Source organism: Citrobacter sp. CF971, assembly GCF_006385635.1.
Lineage (GTDB): Bacteria > Pseudomonadota > Gammaproteobacteria > Enterobacterales > Enterobacteriaceae > Citrobacter > Citrobacter freundii.
Genome location: NZ_CP041051.1, coordinates 2945195 through 2962260, shown reverse-complemented (window position 1 = coordinate 2962260; position 17066 = coordinate 2945195). Strand labels below are relative to the sequence as shown.

Sequence of the window (17066 nt, the reverse complement as noted above, 5' to 3'; positions counted from 1 at the left end):
GTCGGTTATCCATTTCGGCCGGTTAAATGTATGCAGGATAATTTTTCAGTAGCAGGCTCCATGAACCCGATGACAGATGATAACAAGGCCGCCGCGCAGGTGATTTTGGCTAAGTTGCTTGAAATATATGACGTGAAAACCCTGGTTGCTTATCTGAACGGTGTTGGCGAGAACCGCTGGAGTCCGGCCATCTTTAAGCGAGTGGTGGCGAACGAAACATGGCATCGCCTCAGCGACAATGAGTTTACTTATCTGAATTCCTTGCTGCCGACGCCACCTGCGCATCATCCGCATTATGCCTTTCGATTTATCGATCTGTTTGCCGGCATTGGCGGGATTCGTCGCGGCTTTGAGGCAATTGGTGGGCAGTGCGTGTTTACCAGCGAGTGGAACAAGCATGCGGTGCGTACCTACAAAGCGAACAACTATTGCGATCCCTTCCAGCATCACTTTAATGAAGATATTCGTGATGTCACGCTGAGCCATCAGGATGGGGTGAGCGACCAGCAGGCGGCAGAACATATTCGCCAGCACATTCCAGAACACGATGTACTGCTGGCGGGATTTCCTTGTCAGCCCTTCTCCCTGGCCGGGGTGTCAAAGAAAAATGCGTTAGGGCGGGCCCACGGTTTTGCCTGTGATACACAAGGCACACTCTTTTTTGACGTGGTGCGCATTATCGACGCTCGTCGACCAGCAATATTTGTGCTCGAAAACGTCAAAAACCTGAAGAGTCACGATCAGGGCAAAACGTTTCGCATCATTATGCAGACGCTGGACGAGCTGGGGTATGACGTGGCAGATGCAGCAGATAACGGTCCGGATGATCCGAAAATTATCGATGGGCAACATTTTTTGCCTCAACATCGCGAACGTATCGTGCTTGTCGGCTTCCGACGCGATCTGAATTTGAAATCAGACTTCACGCTGCGGGATATTGTCACGCGTTATCCGCAGCGGCGTACTACCCTGGCGGAACTGCTTGAGCCGAACGTCGATGCGAAATATGTGCTGACGCCGGTGCTGTGGAAATACCTCTACCGCTATGCGAAAAAGCATCAGGCGCGGGGAAATGGATTTGGCTATGGCATGGTGTATCCCGGTAACCCTGATAGCGTAACGCGCACATTATCTGCGCGTTATTATAAGGATGGGGCGGAGATTCTGATTGACCGTGGCTGGGATATGGCGCTGGGTGAAAAAGATTTTGACGATCCGCAGAATCAGCGACACCGCCCACGCAGACTTACGCCCAGAGAGTGCGCGCGCCTGATGGGGTTTGAATCTCCGCAAGGCTATCAGTTCAGGATCCCCGTGTCAGATACTCAGGCTTATCGCCAGTTTGGTAATTCGGTGGTCGTTCCGGCATTTGCGGCGGTGGCCAGGCTGCTGGAGCCAAAAATCAGGCAGGCAATTGCTATTCGCGAGAAAGAGAACCTGCATGGCAGACGTTCACGATAAAGCAACACGCAGTAAAAATATGCGGGCGATAGCCACCCGCGATACCGCAATTGAAAAACGCCTTGCCAGCGTGCTGACAGAGCAGGGGGTAACGTTTCGCGTGCAGGATGCGACGTTACCCGGTCGCCCCGATTTTGTGGTGGATGATTATCATTGTGTGATTTTTACTCACGGTTGTTTCTGGCACCACCACAATTGCTATTTGTTTAAAGTCCCCGCGACACGAACGGAATTCTGGCTGGAAAAAATAGGCAAAAATGTCCAACGCGATGCGCGGGATTGTGAAAAATTGCAGGCTCTTGGCTGGCGCGTACTGATTGTCTGGGAGTGCGCCCTGCGTGGTCGCGAAAAGCTGGATGATGAAGCGTTATCTGAACGTGTCATCGAGTGGATCTGCGGCGGTGGCGACACCGCGCAGATCGACACTCTCGGTATTCATTTACTGTAATGTCTTTTCCGACGAACTCGCGACGGCATCCGCTTTAACAGGGAACAGGTATTTCCCCAACGTTACCAGCACCACAGCAAACACGATCACGCCGAGCGCCAGCCATTCGATAGGGGCTAGTCTTTCTCCCCCCAGACCGGTACCTAACAGCACCGCAACAACCGGATTGACGTAGGCATAGCTGGTGGCTAGCGCCGGGCTGACATTGCGGATCAAGAACATATACGCATTAATGGCAATAATGGAGCCAAACAGGGCCAGGTAAGCCACCGCCATAAAGCCTGAAAATGTTGGCATGGTGGTCAGTTTTTCCCCGGAGAGTAACGATGCGCACATCAGCACAATACCGGCTGCTAACATTTCAATGGCTCCGGCCATCATGCCAACGGGTAGCGTAATGCGTGAACCGTACACCGAGCCAAACGCCCAGCTTATCGAACCGATCAGGATTAAAATAGCGCCCCACGGATTGCCATTTAAATTGCCTCCGCTGTTCAGCATGATGATCCCTGCGAGCCCAATCGCTATCCCCAACCATTCCAGTTTGCGCGTTTTGATGCCAAAAAAGTGGCTAAAACACAGCGTAAATAGCGGGACGGTGGCGACCACCACGGCGGCAATACCGGAAGGGACATTTTGATGTTCTGCGACGGTGACCAGTCCATTACCCACAGCCAACAGCAGGATACCAATTAACGCGGCGTTTAGGATTAAGCGTAAGGGGGGGAGCTTATGCCCGCGAATAAGTAAAAAACTTGTTAATAAAATTCCCGCAGAGAGAAAACGTACGGCTGCCATCATTAACGGCGGCCAGCTTTCAACACCAATGCGAATAACGAAGTACGTGGAACCCCAAATGATGTACAGCGCGAATAGCGCACTGAAAAGCGGTAACAATTGCCTGAAACGCATAATCCCTCACGGTAGAAATAAAAAGGTGCAACATAGTAAACGTCAAAACTATCTTACTGGCGAGATTTATAATTACGTGTCGATGTTAAAAACTTGTTGACCAGAAAGGTCAGTTTCAGCATGGCGTGTTTTACTTCATACTTATGACTGCAAAAAAATAATATTGAGGGTCAAAATTTTGGCAGGAAGTAGCTTACTAACCTTACTCGATGATATCGCCACGCTGCTGGATGATATATCAGTGATGGGAAAATTGGCCGCGAAAAAAACCGCGGGCGTGCTGGGAGATGATCTGTCGCTTAATGCGCAGCAGGTATCGGGCGTGCGGGCGAACCGTGAACTCCCGGTGGTCTGGAGCGTGGCGAAGGGGTCGTTTTTAAACAAAGTTATCCTTGTACCGTTGGCGCTATTGATAAGCGCATTTATTCCCTGGGCGATCACCCCATTATTAATGGTAGGTGGGGCGTTTCTCTGTTTTGAAGGGGTAGAAAAGGTTCTGCATACCCTGGAGGCGCGTAAGCACAAAGAAAGCCCGGAAGAGCGTCAGCAGCGTCTGGCTGCTCTGGCCGCACAGGATCCACTCACCTTTGAGAAAGATAAAATCAAAGGGGCAATACGTACTGACTTCATTTTGTCTGCCGAGATTGTTGCGATTACGCTGGGTATTGTAGCGGATGCACCTTTGCTGAATCAGGTGTTGGTGTTATCGGGTATCGCGTTAGTGGTGACCGTGGGCGTGTATGGCCTGGTCGGGATTATCGTTAAGCTTGACGACATCGGGTACTGGCTGGCAGAAAAACGTAGCCAACTTGCCCAGTCGCTGGGGAAAGGGTTGTTGGTGGTTGCTCCCTGGCTGATGAAAACACTTTCTGTGGTCGGTACATTGGCGATGTTTTTGGTGGGGGGCGGTATTGTGGTACACGGAATATCACCGCTGCATCATGCGATTGAACATTTTGCTCAACAGCAAAGTACATTGATTTCGCTAATGCTTCCGACCCTGCTTAACCTGGTGCTCGGCTTTATCATCGGTGGGATTGTCGTTCTGCTGGTGAAAGCTGTCGCCAGACTGCGCGGAGTTTCGCACTAATTGTTACAGGACTGATTATGCAAAACGCCTCTTTGTCATCTAAGGTGTAAAGGTTTCTCTTGATACAGGAGGCAGGTATGGTCTTTTCTGTCAGTGAGGAAGTCACCTCCAAAGAGGGTGGCCCACGTATGATCGTTACCGGGTATGCCAGTGGAATGGTGGAGTGTCGCTGGTACGACGGCTTTGGCGTTAAACGGGAAGCATTCCGTGAAGATGAACTGGTGGTGCCGGGCGAGCGAAGACAGCTCTGTCAGGATGCCTGAACATTTGACTCGACCGTAACCTGGTGATCTCTCACCCATTAGTTATATTTATCATTTTGGTGAGAATTATTTACTTGTCAGGCAAAAAAATTGCAGATAAGGTTTGGTTCACATCAGATTTTCTGGTGTAACGAATTTACAAGTGCTTCTTGCATAAGCAAGCTTGATCCCGACCCTATAAGGGCCGGGATTTTTTTCGCCCTCAGTCAGCGATTGATCTCCGATACGCTAAAGTCATGGATATCAAGCTCGAACGCGTCGGCCAGTTCATGCCATGTATGGTAATCTCGGCCGTCGACGCTAACGCGCTCCGGGTCATCCTGGCTGCGATGAATTTCACTCTCGCAGATTTCGTTGATTGCCTTTAGCAGCGCGTCCACATCGACGCTGACTTCACGTTTGGCCGTATCGCTGTACTCTTTCGCGGTTTTCATCCTCATACCTCTCAACCGTTAAGGATACCGGGGGAGCGTACCCAAACATCAGATACGCACAACTTAAGTATAGACCGTCGATAAAACCCGCAATCGCGCGTGCAGAGCGCTGCCAGAAAAAGGAATTTGTTCTACACTGGCACAAAGCCACAGGAGGAAAACTATGAAGGTGAATGATCGGGTCACAGTCAAAACGGACGGCGGTCCTCGTCGACCGGGCGTGGTACTGGCAATCGAAGAGTTTAGTGAAGGCACCATGTACCTGGTTTCGCTGGAAGACTACCCGCTCGGTATCTGGTTCTTTAATGAATCAGGTCATCAGGATGGTATCTTTGTGGAAAAAGTGGAGTGAGATGAGTTCCGCTGTTTGATTCTGACTGGTGGAGTCGCCACCAGTCAGAACGTCTTAGCGCATATTCACAAAGATACCATTGGTGACGTTATCCGTAAGCCTCACAACGTGATAGATAACTTGCTTATTATGCGTCTTAATCTTTCGTTTTATATTCCCCTTATGGGATGACACCGTCTTGGCTTTGATATTCATTTGATCCGATATCTGTATTGTTCCCTGACCCTCCATCCACATACGCAGCATGCTGGATTCGGTTCGACTTAATGATAATGTCGGCAGATTCACATCAATAGCAATATCTACTTCTTTTTTCAGAATATCGCCAAGTAGTTTATCCAGTGAGTCAGGTTTAATCGATTTAGAACTAATCAATAAGTTTTTTCTGACGAGTAGATATTCATCAAAATGCACGTTGGCAATTGCCATAAACACAATAAATAATGTGCTGGGATGCTGATTAATGATTTGCTTTATTTGCTGGCTATTAGCAGGATCGTGGATAAAGCAGTCCTCATTAATAAACACCACAGCGGGTTGTTGAGAGACACAGGCGAGACTGAGTTCATCAACGTTGGAAATGTTGTTGATTTCCCTTTTTTTCACTCCCCGACTTACCAGATACCCGGTTAACCCTAGTCGGGTGTAACTGCATAAATCCATAATAATCGTTGACATGGCATACCCTCACTCAATGCGTAACGATAATTCCCCTTACCTGATTATTTCATCACAACTAAACGGAATAATAACGACCCAAGATGACGCTTTCGCTGTTTTTCAGGCGAATTTACTATCCCGTAAAGTTGCGTATAATTTGCCAGGAAACATCTTAAAGTAAAGTGAATGTTGCGTTATGTGAGTGAGGCAAAAACAAATAAGCCGCGACAGAGATATCCTGGTGGATGTTGTCACTTTTTAAAATTAGGACAATCCTTAGTAAAACAGGATAAAAATTAAGGGTTATTATTTTCCAGGCATTTCGCTGACGATATCGGCCAGTAAATTAAAAATTTCACTGAATAATCGTTCGCAAAATGGCGCAATTAATGGCATTAGCGCCGCCATCAGTGAAATACCTACGGTCAGAGTGAGAGGAAAGCCGATGACGAAAACCGACAGCTGTGGCGCCATGCGATTTAACAAACCAAGTGCGAGGTTCAGCGTGAGTAGCAGCGTCATTACTGGCAGGGCCAGCATTAGCCCGTTGAGGAAAATCAGGCTACCTGCCCGTGCCAGCGCGAGAAACGCATTGCTGTTCACCGGATTGCCACCGATGGGCAGAGTATGAAAAGTATCTACCAGCAGCGAAATCAGCCATAAATGACCGTTAAAGGTCAGGAACAGCAGCATGGCGAGCATGTCGATCAGTCGTGCCAGAACCGGCATATTCAGACGGCTACCGGGATCGAAGAACGTCGCGAAGGAAAGGCCCATTTGCAGGCCAATTAATTCCCCGGCGGTACGTACTGCGGCAAACGCAAACTGCATGGTGAAGCCTAAAGCGATACCGATCAGGATTTGTTGCATTGCCTGCCATAGTGCGCCGATCGAAAAGATGGGGACGTCAACGGCGGGAATTGACGGGGCGATAACGACGGTTATCATCAACCCCAGCCCCAGCTTTACCCGTTTGGGGATGGCTCGTTCACTGAGGATGGGGGCCGTTGAGATGAGCGCCAGTATGCGCAGCAAAGGCCAGAAGTATAAATTCAGCCAGTGGAGCCACTCAACGCTGGTCACCTGCAACATAACGTTGTCTACCCGATGATGTAGGGGATATTGCTGAACAGCGTACGCACGTAGTCGAGCAGCAGGTTAAGCATCCACGGGCCAGCAACAATGATGGCAATAAACACCGCGACAATTTTGGGAATGAAGGACAGCGTCATTTCGTTAATCTGGGTCGCCGCCTGCAGAATACTGATGATAAGACCTGTGACGAGAGCGACCAACAGCAAAGGCGCAGCAAGGGCCAGGGCGACTTTCATCGCCTCTGTGCCCATCATCATGACCGATTCAGGAGTCATTTCGCGCCTCTAACTGTAAAAGCTTTGTGCTAGCGAGCCGACAAGTAGCTGCCAACCGTCTACCAACACAAACAGCATCAGCTTAAAAGGCAACGCGATTGTGGCTGGCGGTACCATCATCATCCCGAGCGCCATCAGTACGCTGGCGATCACCAGGTCGATAATCAGAAACGGAATAAAAATGGTAAAACCTATCTGGAATGCTGTTTTCAACTCACTGGTGACATAAGCGGGTAGCAAAATTCGCATCGGCACGGCTTCTGGTCCCTGTAATGGACCGCTGTTTGCTAAGCGCGCGAAGAGGGCCAGATCGGCTTCACGGGTCTGGCGCAACATAAACTCACGCAGCGGCTGGGCGCCTTTCTCCATAGCTTCCTGCATGGAGATCTTCTCTTCGCTGAACGGTTGATATGCGTCGACGTAGATTTTATCGATCACCGGCGACATGATGAAAAAGGTCAAAAAGAGCGACAGGCCCAGTAGCACCTGGTTAGGTGGTGCAGAGGGGGTACCCAGCGCATTTCGCAGGAGACCGAAAACAATGATGATGCGGGTGAAGCTGGTCATCATCAGCAAAATTGCAGGCAGGAACGTCAGCGAGGTGATGAACACCAGTGTCTGCACGGGCAAAGACCAGCTTTGTCCGCCGCCCGGCAATGGCTGACTAACCAGACCCGGGAGTTGGGCGAGGGCAACGGGACTGAAAAGCCACAAGCCTGCCAGCGTGAGGGATAAAAAACGGCGCATCAGGATCTCCCAGGACGCTTAAGCAAACTCTTCATCATGGCCTGGAAATCCGCAGGGGAGGCCGTTTTTTCTTCTGCATCGGCAGGTGCCGGGGGCAGGGTGTGCAGGACGTTAATCTGCGAGGCTGTGACACCCAGTACCAGACGGGCATCTTCGACCTCGACAATCACCACGCGCTCACGTGGACCCAATGAGGTGCTGGCTGCGACTTTCAGCCCGCGAGTACCGGCACTTTTGGGGGCAAACCCCAGACGTTTAATGACCCAGGCCACCGCCAGGATCAAGACGATGATCCCGAGCAGCGCGCCGCTTACCTGCACCAGCGGTGAGCCGGGAACGGCGGCGGGTTGAGAAACGGTAGCCTGGGTATTCATGATTAACGGCTCAGACGGCGCATACGTTCAGATGGGGTGATAATGTCAGTGATACGCACACCGTATTTATCCGCGACCACGACGACTTCGCCCTGGGCAATCAGATAACCGTTGATCAGGATATCCAGCGGTTCGCCTGCCAGACCATCCAGTGCGACAACCGACCCCTGCGTCAGGCGCAGCAGCTCTTTGATGGTCATGCGGGTACGGCCCAGTTCGACGGTCAGTTTGACCGGAATGTCCATGATTAGGTCGATGTCCTGCAAAGCACCGCTGACGTCGCCGCCACCTAACTGCTGGAATACCGCATCGGCCGCACTTTTGGTGGGCGTGGTTTTTTGCTCGTTTAACGCGTCAGCCCACAGATCGTCCAATGCGCCAGTGTTCTCATCGGACGGATTATTCATATCACTCATTTGGGCTGTTCCTCATTCAGCGAATTCAAAATCGGGTTTATCAGATGTTCTACGCGTAACGCATACTGACCGTTTACAGTGCCATACTGGCTGGTCAGCACAGGCACGCCGTCCACATGAGCAATAATGCGGTCGGGTTTTTCAATCGGCAGTACATCGCCGGGTTTCAGTTTTAAAATCTGGGATAGCCGCAGCGGAATGTCGGCAAAGTTTGCCACCAGCTCCAGCTCAGAATGCTGAACCTGACGCACCAGATTATTGCGCCAGTTCTGATCTTCATTACGCGAGTTTTCCAGCGGCGGATTCACCAGCAGCTCACGCAACGGCTCAATCATGCTGAATGGCAGACAGATGTTAAATTCACCGGTCAGGTTGCCAATTTCAACGTGGAACGGGGTGTTCACCACAATGTCGTTCGGGGAGGTGGTGATATTGGTAAATTTCACCTGCATCTCGGAACGGACGTATTCCACTTCCAGCGGATTGATGGCCTTCCACGCGTCGCTGTAGCTTTCCAGCGCCAGCTTCAGCATGCGGTTGATAACGCGCTGTTCCGTGTGCGTAAATTCGCGGCCTTCCACTTTCGTCGGGAAACGACCGTCACCACCGAACAGGTTGTCTACGGCGATAAATACCAGACTTGGTGAGAACACCACCAGACCCGTACCGCGCAGCGGCTTCAGGTGGATTAAGTTCAGGTTGGTCGGAACCGGCAAGTTGCGCGCAAATTCGTGGTAAGGCTGGATACGGATCGCCCCCACGGTAATATCTGGGCTACGGCGCAACAGGTTAAATAACCCCATACGGAACTGGCGCGCGAAGCGTTCGTTAATGATCTCCAACGCCTGTAAACGCTCACGTACCACGCGACGCTGAGTGTTGGGATCATAAGGACGAATATCGCTTTCTTTTGCGATACCTGAAATGGGTTCGTCTTTGGTTTCGCTATCGCCGTTCAGCAATGCGTCGATTTCTGCCTGAGAAAGAATACTGTCGCCCATGTCTTTACCGCAGAATAAAAGCTGTATAAAGAACGTCGGTGACAACCTGTTTCGGTTGTCCAACAACAAGCGGAGTCGCCAGCGTCTCTTTGATGGCGGTAATCAGCTGTTGCTTACCTTCCTCGGTGGCGAGTGTGGCCGCGTTCTGACGAGAAAATAGCAGCAGCAAGCGGCTGCGCACTTCCGGCAGATATTCGTTAAGACGTGAACGTGTCGCCTCATCTTTCATGCGCAGTGTGATACCGATATACAGCACACGGTCTGCATCACCCAGATTGACGGTAAAGGTATCCAGCGCAAAGAACACCGGGGCTGGCGGTGGAGCCGGTTCCGCTTTGACGCTGGCGGAAGGCTGCTGCTGCATGCGCCAGTAGCTATAACCTGCAGTTGCGCAGGCGGCGAGGGTAATTAATACCAGCAGAGGGATCCAAATAGCGCGTTTACTTTTTTTGTTAATCGCGGAGTCAGTCATCAGATACGGGCTTCCTGTTTCGGTACAGCTTATGGGCTGATTATCCCGTGTCCTGTCCACGACAAAGCGTGGAAAAGACGCGGATAATCATGCTACCTCTGGCGTTAGGCGAAGATGTCTACTGCGCCATCGCCGCGGGCAGTGGCTTGCAGCGAGGCTGGGGTTGCCAGTATTGCGTCATCTTCAGCGGCAAAAATGTCTTGTCCTTGAGCGCGACCAGACTGCTGTTGCTGTCCGGAAGACTGCTGATGGCCAGCGAAGCTTTCACTGCTGATGTTGCTTTGCCCCAGTTGGATCCCGCTTTCAGCCAACTGTGTACGCAGCATCGGTAATGCGGCTTCCAGTGCGGCGCGCACGTGACTGTGCGGTGAAACCATTTGTAATTGCGCGAGGTTATCGTCCAGCTTGAGCGAAATATGTACCTGACCCAGGTCCTGCGGATGGAGACGCAGCTCTGCGCTTTGCTGGCCCTGGCGCGTGAACAAGGTGACGTGCTGGCTCAGCGATTGCTGCCATTCATGGCTACCTAACGGAGCGCTTAACACCGGCGCGGCCGTCGGTAACGGTTGTGCATGTGTTTGTGGACCACTTAGCGGGGCCGCAGTCATGCCAATGCTGGTCGGTGACGGGGTGCTGTCGATTTCAGCTCTGGCGTTCACTGCTGCCGTCAGCGGGGTTAATGTTGGATTGTTTGCCTGATTAGCACCACCGCCAGCAATCGTGACATCCGCTTTGCCTTTTTTGGCATCGCCCGGCAGTAATTCGTCTGCATTATCAGTCGCCGCGCCGTGTACCGCGCCTCGTGACAATGCGGAAAGCGCCGCATCAACAGGGGCTGGTGCGCTGTCGACGGCAGGCGTAGCCAGTGGTTGTCCTGGCAGCATGGCGAACAACGCGCTCAGGTTGGCGAGATCGTCATCACTCAGCGTAGTGTTTTTTTCGTCCTGCTGAGCGACTTTGCCCAGTGTCGTCAGGGCATTCGCTTTCAGTGAAGGCGTGAGAGCGGACAACAGTTGCTGAGCGTCAGTCATGTCGGCAAGAGAAGTCTCGGTTTGCAGCTCCTGTTGCGCCAGCAGATCGGTTAATTTGACCGACGGTGTGGCATCGCCATTTTTTTGCAGCAACCCTTTTTGCAGCTTGCTGCCAGCCGCTTTTAAATCGGCAAGCGACAGCGGGGCATCTTTACCTTGTGCGTCGCCCGCACCTAATGCGCCAGCCAGCAGCGCTAAAAAATCCTCGGGTGAATCTACCGCTTTGCCTGACTGAAGACCTGCGGCTACATCGGTGTCGGTGGTAATCAGTTGGGGTAAAGTAATCATTCGGGTTTCCTCATAGCTGCGCGCTGAGCAAATTCATCCATTTTTTTCTGATCCAGACGGTTTTCGGCCAGTAACGCCGCCGAGGTTTGTCTGTCCTGCAACGTCTGCCACGCCTGTAATCGTTGTTTTTTGTCGCGCCAACTGTTCAATGCCTGGTCTACTTTCTGTGTCCATTGATTGAGCTGTTGGCGATGTTGCTCAATCGCTTTTTCCAGCGTCTGAATAAATTGTTGGTAATTGATCCAGCGATTGCTGGTAATACCCTGGCCCATGTCGTTGTTCAGATTGTTGCGATACTCATGCTGATAATCGATCAGCATTTTCAACTGCTCTTCCGCCTGCTGACAGCCACGACGCATCTCTCCCAATAAGACAGCAGCGTCATCTACCTCTTTTTCAGCCAGGTCTTTCAATGTTGCTAATGCACCATGTTGTGCCATGACCTATGCTCTCCTGCTTAATCACACACCAGGGAAAATCAGTTCCAAAGCTTGTAGAGAATCTTCCCAGTCAGCCCGTTCAAAAATACCTTGCTGTAAGAATGCTTCCAGCTGCGGCCATAAGGCGATGGCTTTATCCAACATCGGATCGCTGCCTTTGGCATACGCCCCCACGCTGACCAGATCGCGGTTACGCTGGAAGCTGGACAGCAACTGTTTAAAGTTACGCACCCGTGCATAGTGTTTTTCACTAATGAGCGCGGTCATGGCACGGCTGATCGAGGCTTCAATATCGATAGCCGGATAGTGACCCGCCTCGGCCAGATGACGAGACAGCACAATGTGACCGTCCAGAATCGCGCGCGCGGAATCGGCAATCGGGTCCTGTTGGTCGTCACCCTCGGTCAGTACCGTATAAAATGCGGTGACTGAACCGCCTCCGTGGATACCGTTTCCGGCCCGTTCGACCAGCGCCGGTAACTTAGCGAATACTGAGGGTGGATAACCTTTGGTTGCCGGTGGCTCGCCGATCGCCAGGGCTATCTCACGTTGTGCCATCGCGTAGCGGGTGAGGGAGTCCATAATCAGCAATACATGCTGTCCGCGATCGCGAAAATCTTCGGCGATGCGCGTGGCGTAGGCCGCGCCTTGCATACGTAACAGCGGCGAGACGTCCGCCGGAGCGGCAATCACTACCGAGCGTGCGCGACCGTCAGCGCCGAGAATATTTTCAATAAAATCTTTAACTTCGCGACCACGCTCGCCAATCAGACCCACGACGATAACATCGGCCTGGGTATAGCGCGCCATCATGCCGAGCAGGACGCTTTTACCGACGCCGGAACCGGCGAAAAGCCCCATACGCTGGCCGCGTCCAACGGTTAACAACGCGTTGATGGGGCGTACGCCGGTATCCAGGACGTGTTCAATTGCGGTGCGTTGCAGGGGGTTAAACGGCGGTGTAATCAGCGCGCCGGTTTCGGTGGTATCCGGGGCGGGCAGGCCGTCGAGCGGTTTGCCGCTACCGTCCAGCACACGACCCAGCAGAGCAGGGCCAAGCGGTAATTGCTTCCCGCTTTGCAGACCTTCTCCGGCAATGTTCTTCGCGTATACGCGCGCGCCGGGCAGAACGCCTTCGACTTCTTCGAGCGGCATCAGAAACAGACGTTGACCGTTAAAGCCCACGACTTCGCTTTCGACCTCCTGGGTTTCGTTGCCGTCCTGACGTTCAATGACGCAGGTGGCACCGAGCGGCAGCTGTAACCCCGTGGCTTCCAGCACCAGCCCGGTTGCGCGGGTCAGGCGACCATAACGACGCACCGCAGGCAGCAGTGACATTTTCTCTTCGAAGTTGTCCAGCGTATTGAGCCAGCGAGTCAGGCGAGTGGTCATTACACGACTCCCGGCGCTGCCAGACGGCAGAGTTCTTGCCAGCGCGTGGCGACGCTGGCATCCAGATCGCCTTCATCAGCTGAGACTTTACAACCGCCGTGATGCAGCGTGGGATCGCCGCGAAGCCGCCAGCCGTGCAGGCTGAGAGTGGCACCGAGCATCTCCTCCACACGCTGGAGATCGTCCGGATGTACGCGCAGCTGCGGTTTACCGCTAAACAGCGGTTCCTGTTGCAATAACTGTTGGATTTGCTTAATCAGCGCCGCGTTATCCACGATTGGCGTCTGACCAATCACCTGACGCGCAGCTTCCAGCGCCATTTGCATCAGTCGCGAGGCAATGACGCTATCCAGCGCGTCCAGCGTATTCTGAAACTCACTCACCAGCTGCTGCATGCGGGCATGGATCGGCGCATGCTGTGCTCGCGCCTGGTTCTGGCCTTGCTCCAGCCCCTGGCTCAGACCTTCCTGATAGCCTTGTTCGTGACCTTTCTGTCGACCTTCCGCCAGCCCCGCGTTATACCCTTGCTCATGGGCCTGCATTTGCAGCTGTGCGAGCTGCTGTTCAAGCTGTTGCTCTGCGGAAAGCTGTGGCTCTTCAGCTTCTTCTGACAGCGGAGTTTCGCTGTGGTCGGCCAGTACGAACTCCGCCATCGGTGGGGCGAGGTCGTCCGGAGTCCAGACTTTCCACGGCAGTTCGTTAGACATAGGTATCCTCGCCGCTGCCTATCACCATCTCGCCGGTTTCCGCCAGACGACGCACAATAAGCAGAATCGCTTTCTGTTCGTTTTCCACTTGCGACAAACGCACCGGGCCACGGTTGGCAAGGTCGTCGCGCAGAATATCGGCAGCACGTTGCGACATGTTGCGCAGGAACTTCTCGCGTAGCGGCTGTTCGGCACCTTTCAGGGCAATCAGCAGAGATTCGGAATCCACTTCCTGCAACAGGCGCTGGATACTGCGATCGTCGACGTCCACCAGGTTTTCGAACAGGAACATCTCGTCGATAATTTTCTGTGCCAGCTCGCCGTCGAATTCGCGTACGGCGGTAATAACCGCTTCTTCCTGCTGGGTTTTCATCAGGTTGATAATTTCTGCTGCCGTTCTCACGCCGCCCATTTTGCTGCGCTTGAGGTTCTGACCATCGAGCAGACCGTTCAGTACCTCGGTCAGTTCTGCCAGCGCGGCAGGCTGCACGCCGCCGAAGGTGGCGATACGCAGCATCACGTCGTGACGTAAACGCTCGTCGAACAGTGCCAGAATATCGGCGGCCTGGCCCCGTTTGAGGTGTACCAGAATGGTGGCGATAATCTGTGGATGCTCGTCGCGGATAAGGTCGGCGGCGCTTTGTGGCTCCATAAAGTTGAGCGTTTCAATGCCGCTGGTGGTATCGCGGGTTTCCAGAATATCTTCCAGCAGGCTGGAGGCGCGTTCCTCGCCCAGCGCTTTCACCAGCACGGAGCGCAGATATTCGTTGGCGTTGATATTCAGCGCGGCAAATTGTTCTGCTTCTTGCTCAAACTCGGCCAGTACTTCCGTCAACTGTTTGTTGGAGATCTGGCGTACGTTCGCCATCGCTGTACTGAGCGCCTGAACTTCGCGCGTGGAAAGGTGTTTAAACACCTCAGCCGCGCGATCTTCGCCAATGGTCATCAGCAGGATGACGCTTTTATCGGTACCGGTAAGGGCATTACTCATGATCGTTACTCATCCACTGGCGAATGACCAGCGCCACGACGCGCGGATCGTTATCTGACATTTCACGAATACGCTGGCTCATCACTTCTGCACCCAGACGTTGATTCGTACGACGCTGCTGGGTTTGTTCGTCTTTGCTGAGGCGAACTTCTACCGCTTCTTCGGTTTCCTGACGGATACGCGTTTGCTCTTGTACCGCTTTGGCTTCTTCGCTGCGGCGAACCAACTGCGGGCGAACAGCCTTACGCCACAGGATCCAGGCAACAAGCAGCACCAGCAACCAACGGCCAGCGGTCATCAACTGTTCAATAAAGACCTGCTGTTTCCAGAACGGCAGTTCGCCAATGGAATCGTCGGTCGCCGTGAAGGGTGAATTCACCACGTTCAGGGTATCGCCACGCTTGTCGGAGAAGCCCATCGCTTCGCGGGTCAGGTCCTCAATCTGTTTCATCTGATCGGCGGTTAACGGCAGCGGTTTACCGTCCGGCAACGTTTTATAGTTGACCACCACTGCAACCGAGAGACGCTGTACATCGCCGACGTTCATTTTGGTGTGGCGAATGGTACGGTCGACTTCATAGTTGCTGGTTTCATTACGCTGCGTACTGCGTGGACCAGCATTATTGTTGTTATTTGCCGTTTGCGTGGTTTGCGCATTTTGCTGATTAGCCGGAGGGGTGGCGATTGGCGCGGTATTAGCCGGTGCTGGTTGATTAGACAATGCGCCCGGTACGCCGCCTGGCGCTCCGCTCCCGATCTGCTCGCTGACGTTTAACTGGCGTGAACGCAGCACGGCCTGGGAATCATCACCGTTTGGACGGTACTGTTCTTCGGTTTGCTCTTTATTAGCAAAATCCAGTTGCGCGGTGACCTGCGCATGTACGTTACCGTTGCCGACAATCGGCGACAGGATCGATTCGATACGACGTTGAACGCGCCCTTCGACATCGCTGGCGTATTTCAACTGCGCATCGTTAAGATCGCGGCTGCTGGTGTTTGACTGAGTTAACAGATGACCCGCCTGGTCGACCAGCGTAACGTTGCCCGGTGGCAAGCCTGCAACAGCGCTGGAAACCAGATGCGTGACCGCACTGATTTGACCTTCATCCAGTGCGCGGCCAGGTTCAAGGTTAACGGTCACGGAGGCTGAAGGCGCTTTTTGCTCACGCACAAACAGCGACGGTTTTGGCATTGCCAGATGCACGCGGGCGCGTTTTACCGGTCCCAGCGTTTCAATAGTACGGGCTAATTCACCTTCCAGCGCACGCTGGTAGTTGACCTGCTCGCTAAACTGGCTAATACCAAACTTTTCCTGATCCAGCAGCTCAAAGCCAACGGCGCCGCCCTTCGGCAGACCTTGTTGTGCCAGACGTAACCGCAATTCGTGAACTTTATCGGCAGGAACTTCTATAGCACCGCTTCCCTCAGTAAAACGATAGGGAACGTTCATCTGCGTCAGTTGGGTGACAATCGCGCCACCATCCTGATCGGATAGATTGCTGAACAGTGTGCGGTAGTCAGGTGTTTTGGCCCACAGGACCATCGCCACGATGATAGCGACGGCAGCGGCTCCCGCCACAATCAGAGGAATTCTGGGATTCGCGCGCAGGCGGTTTAACCACTCGAGAGGTTTAAGCTGGGTTGCAGTCGATGCTGTCGCACTCATCTCGCACCTCGTGGCTTATCGTGGACGGCGTTTTTTGCAAAGTGGAACAAGACTCACTCCCGGGTCAGCAAACTCGAAAAATTGACGGTCTCATTATTTGCGGTTTCGAATTTTTCTATGCGTTAAAAACCGTGGTTTTTTATCGTTATTTAACGCCTTTATCTTATTGACTAACTGGTAATCTCAGCTAAGTAAAAAATCATCCAGGGGATCAGAATGTCGGCAATACAGGGGATTGAAGGGGTCATCAGCCAGTTACAAGCCACGGCGATGTCAGCAAAAATGCAGGATATGCAGCCACAACCGACCGTGAGTTTTGCCGGTCAACTGCATGCGGCGTTAGACAGGATCAGCGATGTGCAAACCGCGTCCCGTACGCAGGCTGAGAAATTTACCCTCGGTGAACCGGGTATTGCGCTGAATGATGTGATGACCGATATGCAAAAAGCATCGGTCTCGATGCAGATGGGTATTCAGGTACGTAACAAACTGGTGTCGGCCTACCAGGAAGTGATGTCGATGCAGGTGTAGGTTTAACGTGCAGAGGTTGT

The 17066-nt window shown here is 52.8% G+C and carries 21 protein-coding genes and 1 pseudogene; 6 read left to right on the top strand and 16 right to left on the bottom strand.

Annotated features, from left to right (window positions below; translation table 11 throughout):
* Nucleotides 1-30: 30 nt before the first annotated feature.
* Nucleotides 31-1461 (top strand): DNA cytosine methyltransferase, encoded by a 1431-nt coding sequence (locus E6P06_RS17880; RefSeq protein WP_139935509.1) that lies wholly within the window; start codon nucleotides 31-33, stop codon nucleotides 1459-1461.
* Nucleotides 1442-1909: a very short patch repair endonuclease gene (locus tag E6P06_RS17875; RefSeq protein WP_003030411.1), complete on the top strand. Its 468-nt coding sequence runs from the start codon at nucleotides 1442-1444 to the stop codon at nucleotides 1907-1909. The genes E6P06_RS17880 and E6P06_RS17875 overlap by 20 nt, the downstream gene beginning before the upstream one ends.
* Here the strand turns inward: E6P06_RS17875 and yedA are convergent.
* Nucleotides 1901-2821 carry a drug/metabolite exporter YedA gene (yedA, locus tag E6P06_RS17870; protein ID WP_121540189.1) on the bottom strand — a complete coding sequence of 307 codons (921 nt, stop codon included), beginning with the start codon at nucleotides 2819-2821 and terminating at the stop codon, nucleotides 1901-1903. The genes E6P06_RS17875 and yedA overlap by 9 nt on opposite strands.
* 175 nt (nucleotides 2822-2996) lie before the next feature.
* On the opposite strand from yedA, the gene E6P06_RS17865 reads away from it, so the two are divergent.
* Together E6P06_RS17865 and E6P06_RS17860 are read left to right on the top strand one after the other, a co-directional pair.
* Entirely contained in the window at nucleotides 2997-3911 is a 915-nt protein-coding gene (locus E6P06_RS17865; RefSeq protein WP_182317048.1) for a DUF808 domain-containing protein, read from the top strand.
* 77 nt (nucleotides 3912-3988) lie between these two features.
* A complete protein-coding gene (locus E6P06_RS17860; protein WP_003030415.1) occupies nucleotides 3989-4174 on the top strand; it encodes a YodC family protein in 186 nt (61 codons plus the stop codon).
* A gap of 206 nt (nucleotides 4175-4380) precedes the next feature.
* Here E6P06_RS17860 and yodD read toward each other — a convergent pair whose 3' ends face one another.
* On the bottom strand, nucleotides 4381-4608 hold the full coding sequence (gene yodD / locus E6P06_RS17855) for a YodD family peroxide/acid resistance protein (RefSeq protein ID WP_003030417.1): 228 nt from the start codon (nucleotides 4606-4608) through the stop codon (nucleotides 4381-4383).
* A 163-nt stretch (nucleotides 4609-4771) separates the two neighbouring features.
* On the opposite strand from yodD, the gene dsrB reads away from it, so the two are divergent.
* Entirely contained in the window at nucleotides 4772-4960 is a 189-nt protein-coding gene (dsrB, locus tag E6P06_RS17850; RefSeq protein WP_003030419.1) for a protein DsrB, read from the top strand.
* Nucleotides 4961-5014: 54 nt separating this feature from the next.
* Here the strand turns inward: dsrB and rcsA are convergent, their stop codons facing one another.
* From rcsA to fliF, 14 genes and pseudogenes are all read right to left on the bottom strand, one after another.
* Nucleotides 5015-5638 carry a transcriptional regulator RcsA gene (gene rcsA, locus E6P06_RS17845; RefSeq protein ID WP_003030421.1) on the bottom strand — a complete coding sequence of 208 codons (624 nt, stop codon included), beginning with the start codon at nucleotides 5636-5638 and terminating at the stop codon, nucleotides 5015-5017.
* A 278-nt stretch (nucleotides 5639-5916) separates the two neighbouring features.
* Nucleotides 5917-6712 (bottom strand): annotated as a pseudogene (fliR, locus tag E6P06_RS17840) (flagellar biosynthetic protein FliR).
* 8 nt (nucleotides 6713-6720) lie between these two features.
* The gene (gene fliQ, locus E6P06_RS17835; protein ID WP_003030425.1) at nucleotides 6721-6990 is read right to left on the bottom strand and encodes a flagellar biosynthesis protein FliQ; all 270 of its coding nucleotides are present in this window, start codon (nucleotides 6988-6990) and stop codon (nucleotides 6721-6723) included.
* 9 nt (nucleotides 6991-6999) lie between these two features.
* Nucleotides 7000-7737 carry a flagellar type III secretion system pore protein FliP gene (gene fliP / locus E6P06_RS17830; protein ID WP_139935507.1) on the bottom strand — a complete coding sequence of 246 codons (738 nt, stop codon included), beginning with the start codon at nucleotides 7735-7737 and terminating at the stop codon, nucleotides 7000-7002.
* A complete protein-coding gene (gene fliO, locus E6P06_RS17825; RefSeq protein ID WP_085951576.1) occupies nucleotides 7737-8114 on the bottom strand; it encodes a flagellar biosynthetic protein FliO in 378 nt (125 codons plus the stop codon). Before fliO ends, fliP begins: the two co-directional genes overlap by 1 nt.
* Nucleotides 8114-8527 carry a flagellar motor switch protein FliN gene (fliN, locus tag E6P06_RS17820; RefSeq protein WP_003030433.1) on the bottom strand — a complete coding sequence of 138 codons (414 nt, stop codon included), beginning with the start codon at nucleotides 8525-8527 and terminating at the stop codon, nucleotides 8114-8116. The genes fliO and fliN overlap by 1 nt, the downstream gene beginning before the upstream one ends.
* Nucleotides 8524-9528, bottom strand: a complete 1005-nt coding sequence (gene fliM, locus E6P06_RS17815) for a flagellar motor switch protein FliM (RefSeq protein WP_003030434.1) — start codon at nucleotides 9526-9528, stop codon at nucleotides 8524-8526. Before fliM ends, fliN begins: the two co-directional genes overlap by 4 nt.
* A 4-nt stretch (nucleotides 9529-9532) precedes the next feature.
* Nucleotides 9533-10000, bottom strand: coding sequence for a flagellar basal body-associated protein FliL (gene fliL / locus E6P06_RS17810; RefSeq protein ID WP_003030435.1), 468 nt, complete (start codon nucleotides 9998-10000; stop codon nucleotides 9533-9535).
* A gap of 104 nt (nucleotides 10001-10104) precedes the next feature.
* Entirely contained in the window at nucleotides 10105-11319 is a 1215-nt protein-coding gene (fliK, locus tag E6P06_RS17805; RefSeq protein WP_102190417.1) for a flagellar hook length control protein FliK, read from the bottom strand.
* Nucleotides 11316-11759, bottom strand: coding sequence for a flagellar export protein FliJ (gene fliJ, locus E6P06_RS17800; protein ID WP_003030438.1), 444 nt, complete (start codon nucleotides 11757-11759; stop codon nucleotides 11316-11318). The genes fliK and fliJ overlap by 4 nt, the downstream gene beginning before the upstream one ends.
* A 21-nt stretch (nucleotides 11760-11780) precedes the next feature.
* Nucleotides 11781-13151 carry a flagellar protein export ATPase FliI gene (gene fliI / locus E6P06_RS17795; protein ID WP_003030440.1) on the bottom strand — a complete coding sequence of 457 codons (1371 nt, stop codon included), beginning with the start codon at nucleotides 13149-13151 and terminating at the stop codon, nucleotides 11781-11783.
* Nucleotides 13151-13858, bottom strand: coding sequence for a flagellar assembly protein FliH (gene fliH, locus E6P06_RS17790; protein WP_003030441.1), 708 nt, complete (start codon nucleotides 13856-13858; stop codon nucleotides 13151-13153). The genes fliI and fliH overlap by 1 nt, the downstream gene beginning before the upstream one ends.
* The gene (gene fliG / locus E6P06_RS17785) at nucleotides 13851-14849 is read right to left on the bottom strand and encodes a flagellar motor switch protein FliG (protein WP_003030443.1); all 999 of its coding nucleotides are present in this window, start codon (nucleotides 14847-14849) and stop codon (nucleotides 13851-13853) included. The genes fliH and fliG overlap by 8 nt, the downstream gene beginning before the upstream one ends.
* Nucleotides 14842-16515, bottom strand: coding sequence for a flagellar basal-body MS-ring/collar protein FliF (gene fliF / locus E6P06_RS17780; protein WP_003839087.1), 1674 nt, complete (start codon nucleotides 16513-16515; stop codon nucleotides 14842-14844). The genes fliG and fliF overlap by 8 nt, the downstream gene beginning before the upstream one ends.
* A 216-nt stretch (nucleotides 16516-16731) precedes the next feature.
* On the opposite strand from fliF, the gene fliE reads away from it, so the two are divergent.
* The gene (fliE, locus tag E6P06_RS17775) at nucleotides 16732-17046 is read left to right on the top strand and encodes a flagellar hook-basal body complex protein FliE (RefSeq protein WP_003030448.1); all 315 of its coding nucleotides are present in this window, start codon (nucleotides 16732-16734) and stop codon (nucleotides 17044-17046) included.
* Nucleotides 17047-17066 lie beyond the last annotated feature (20 nt).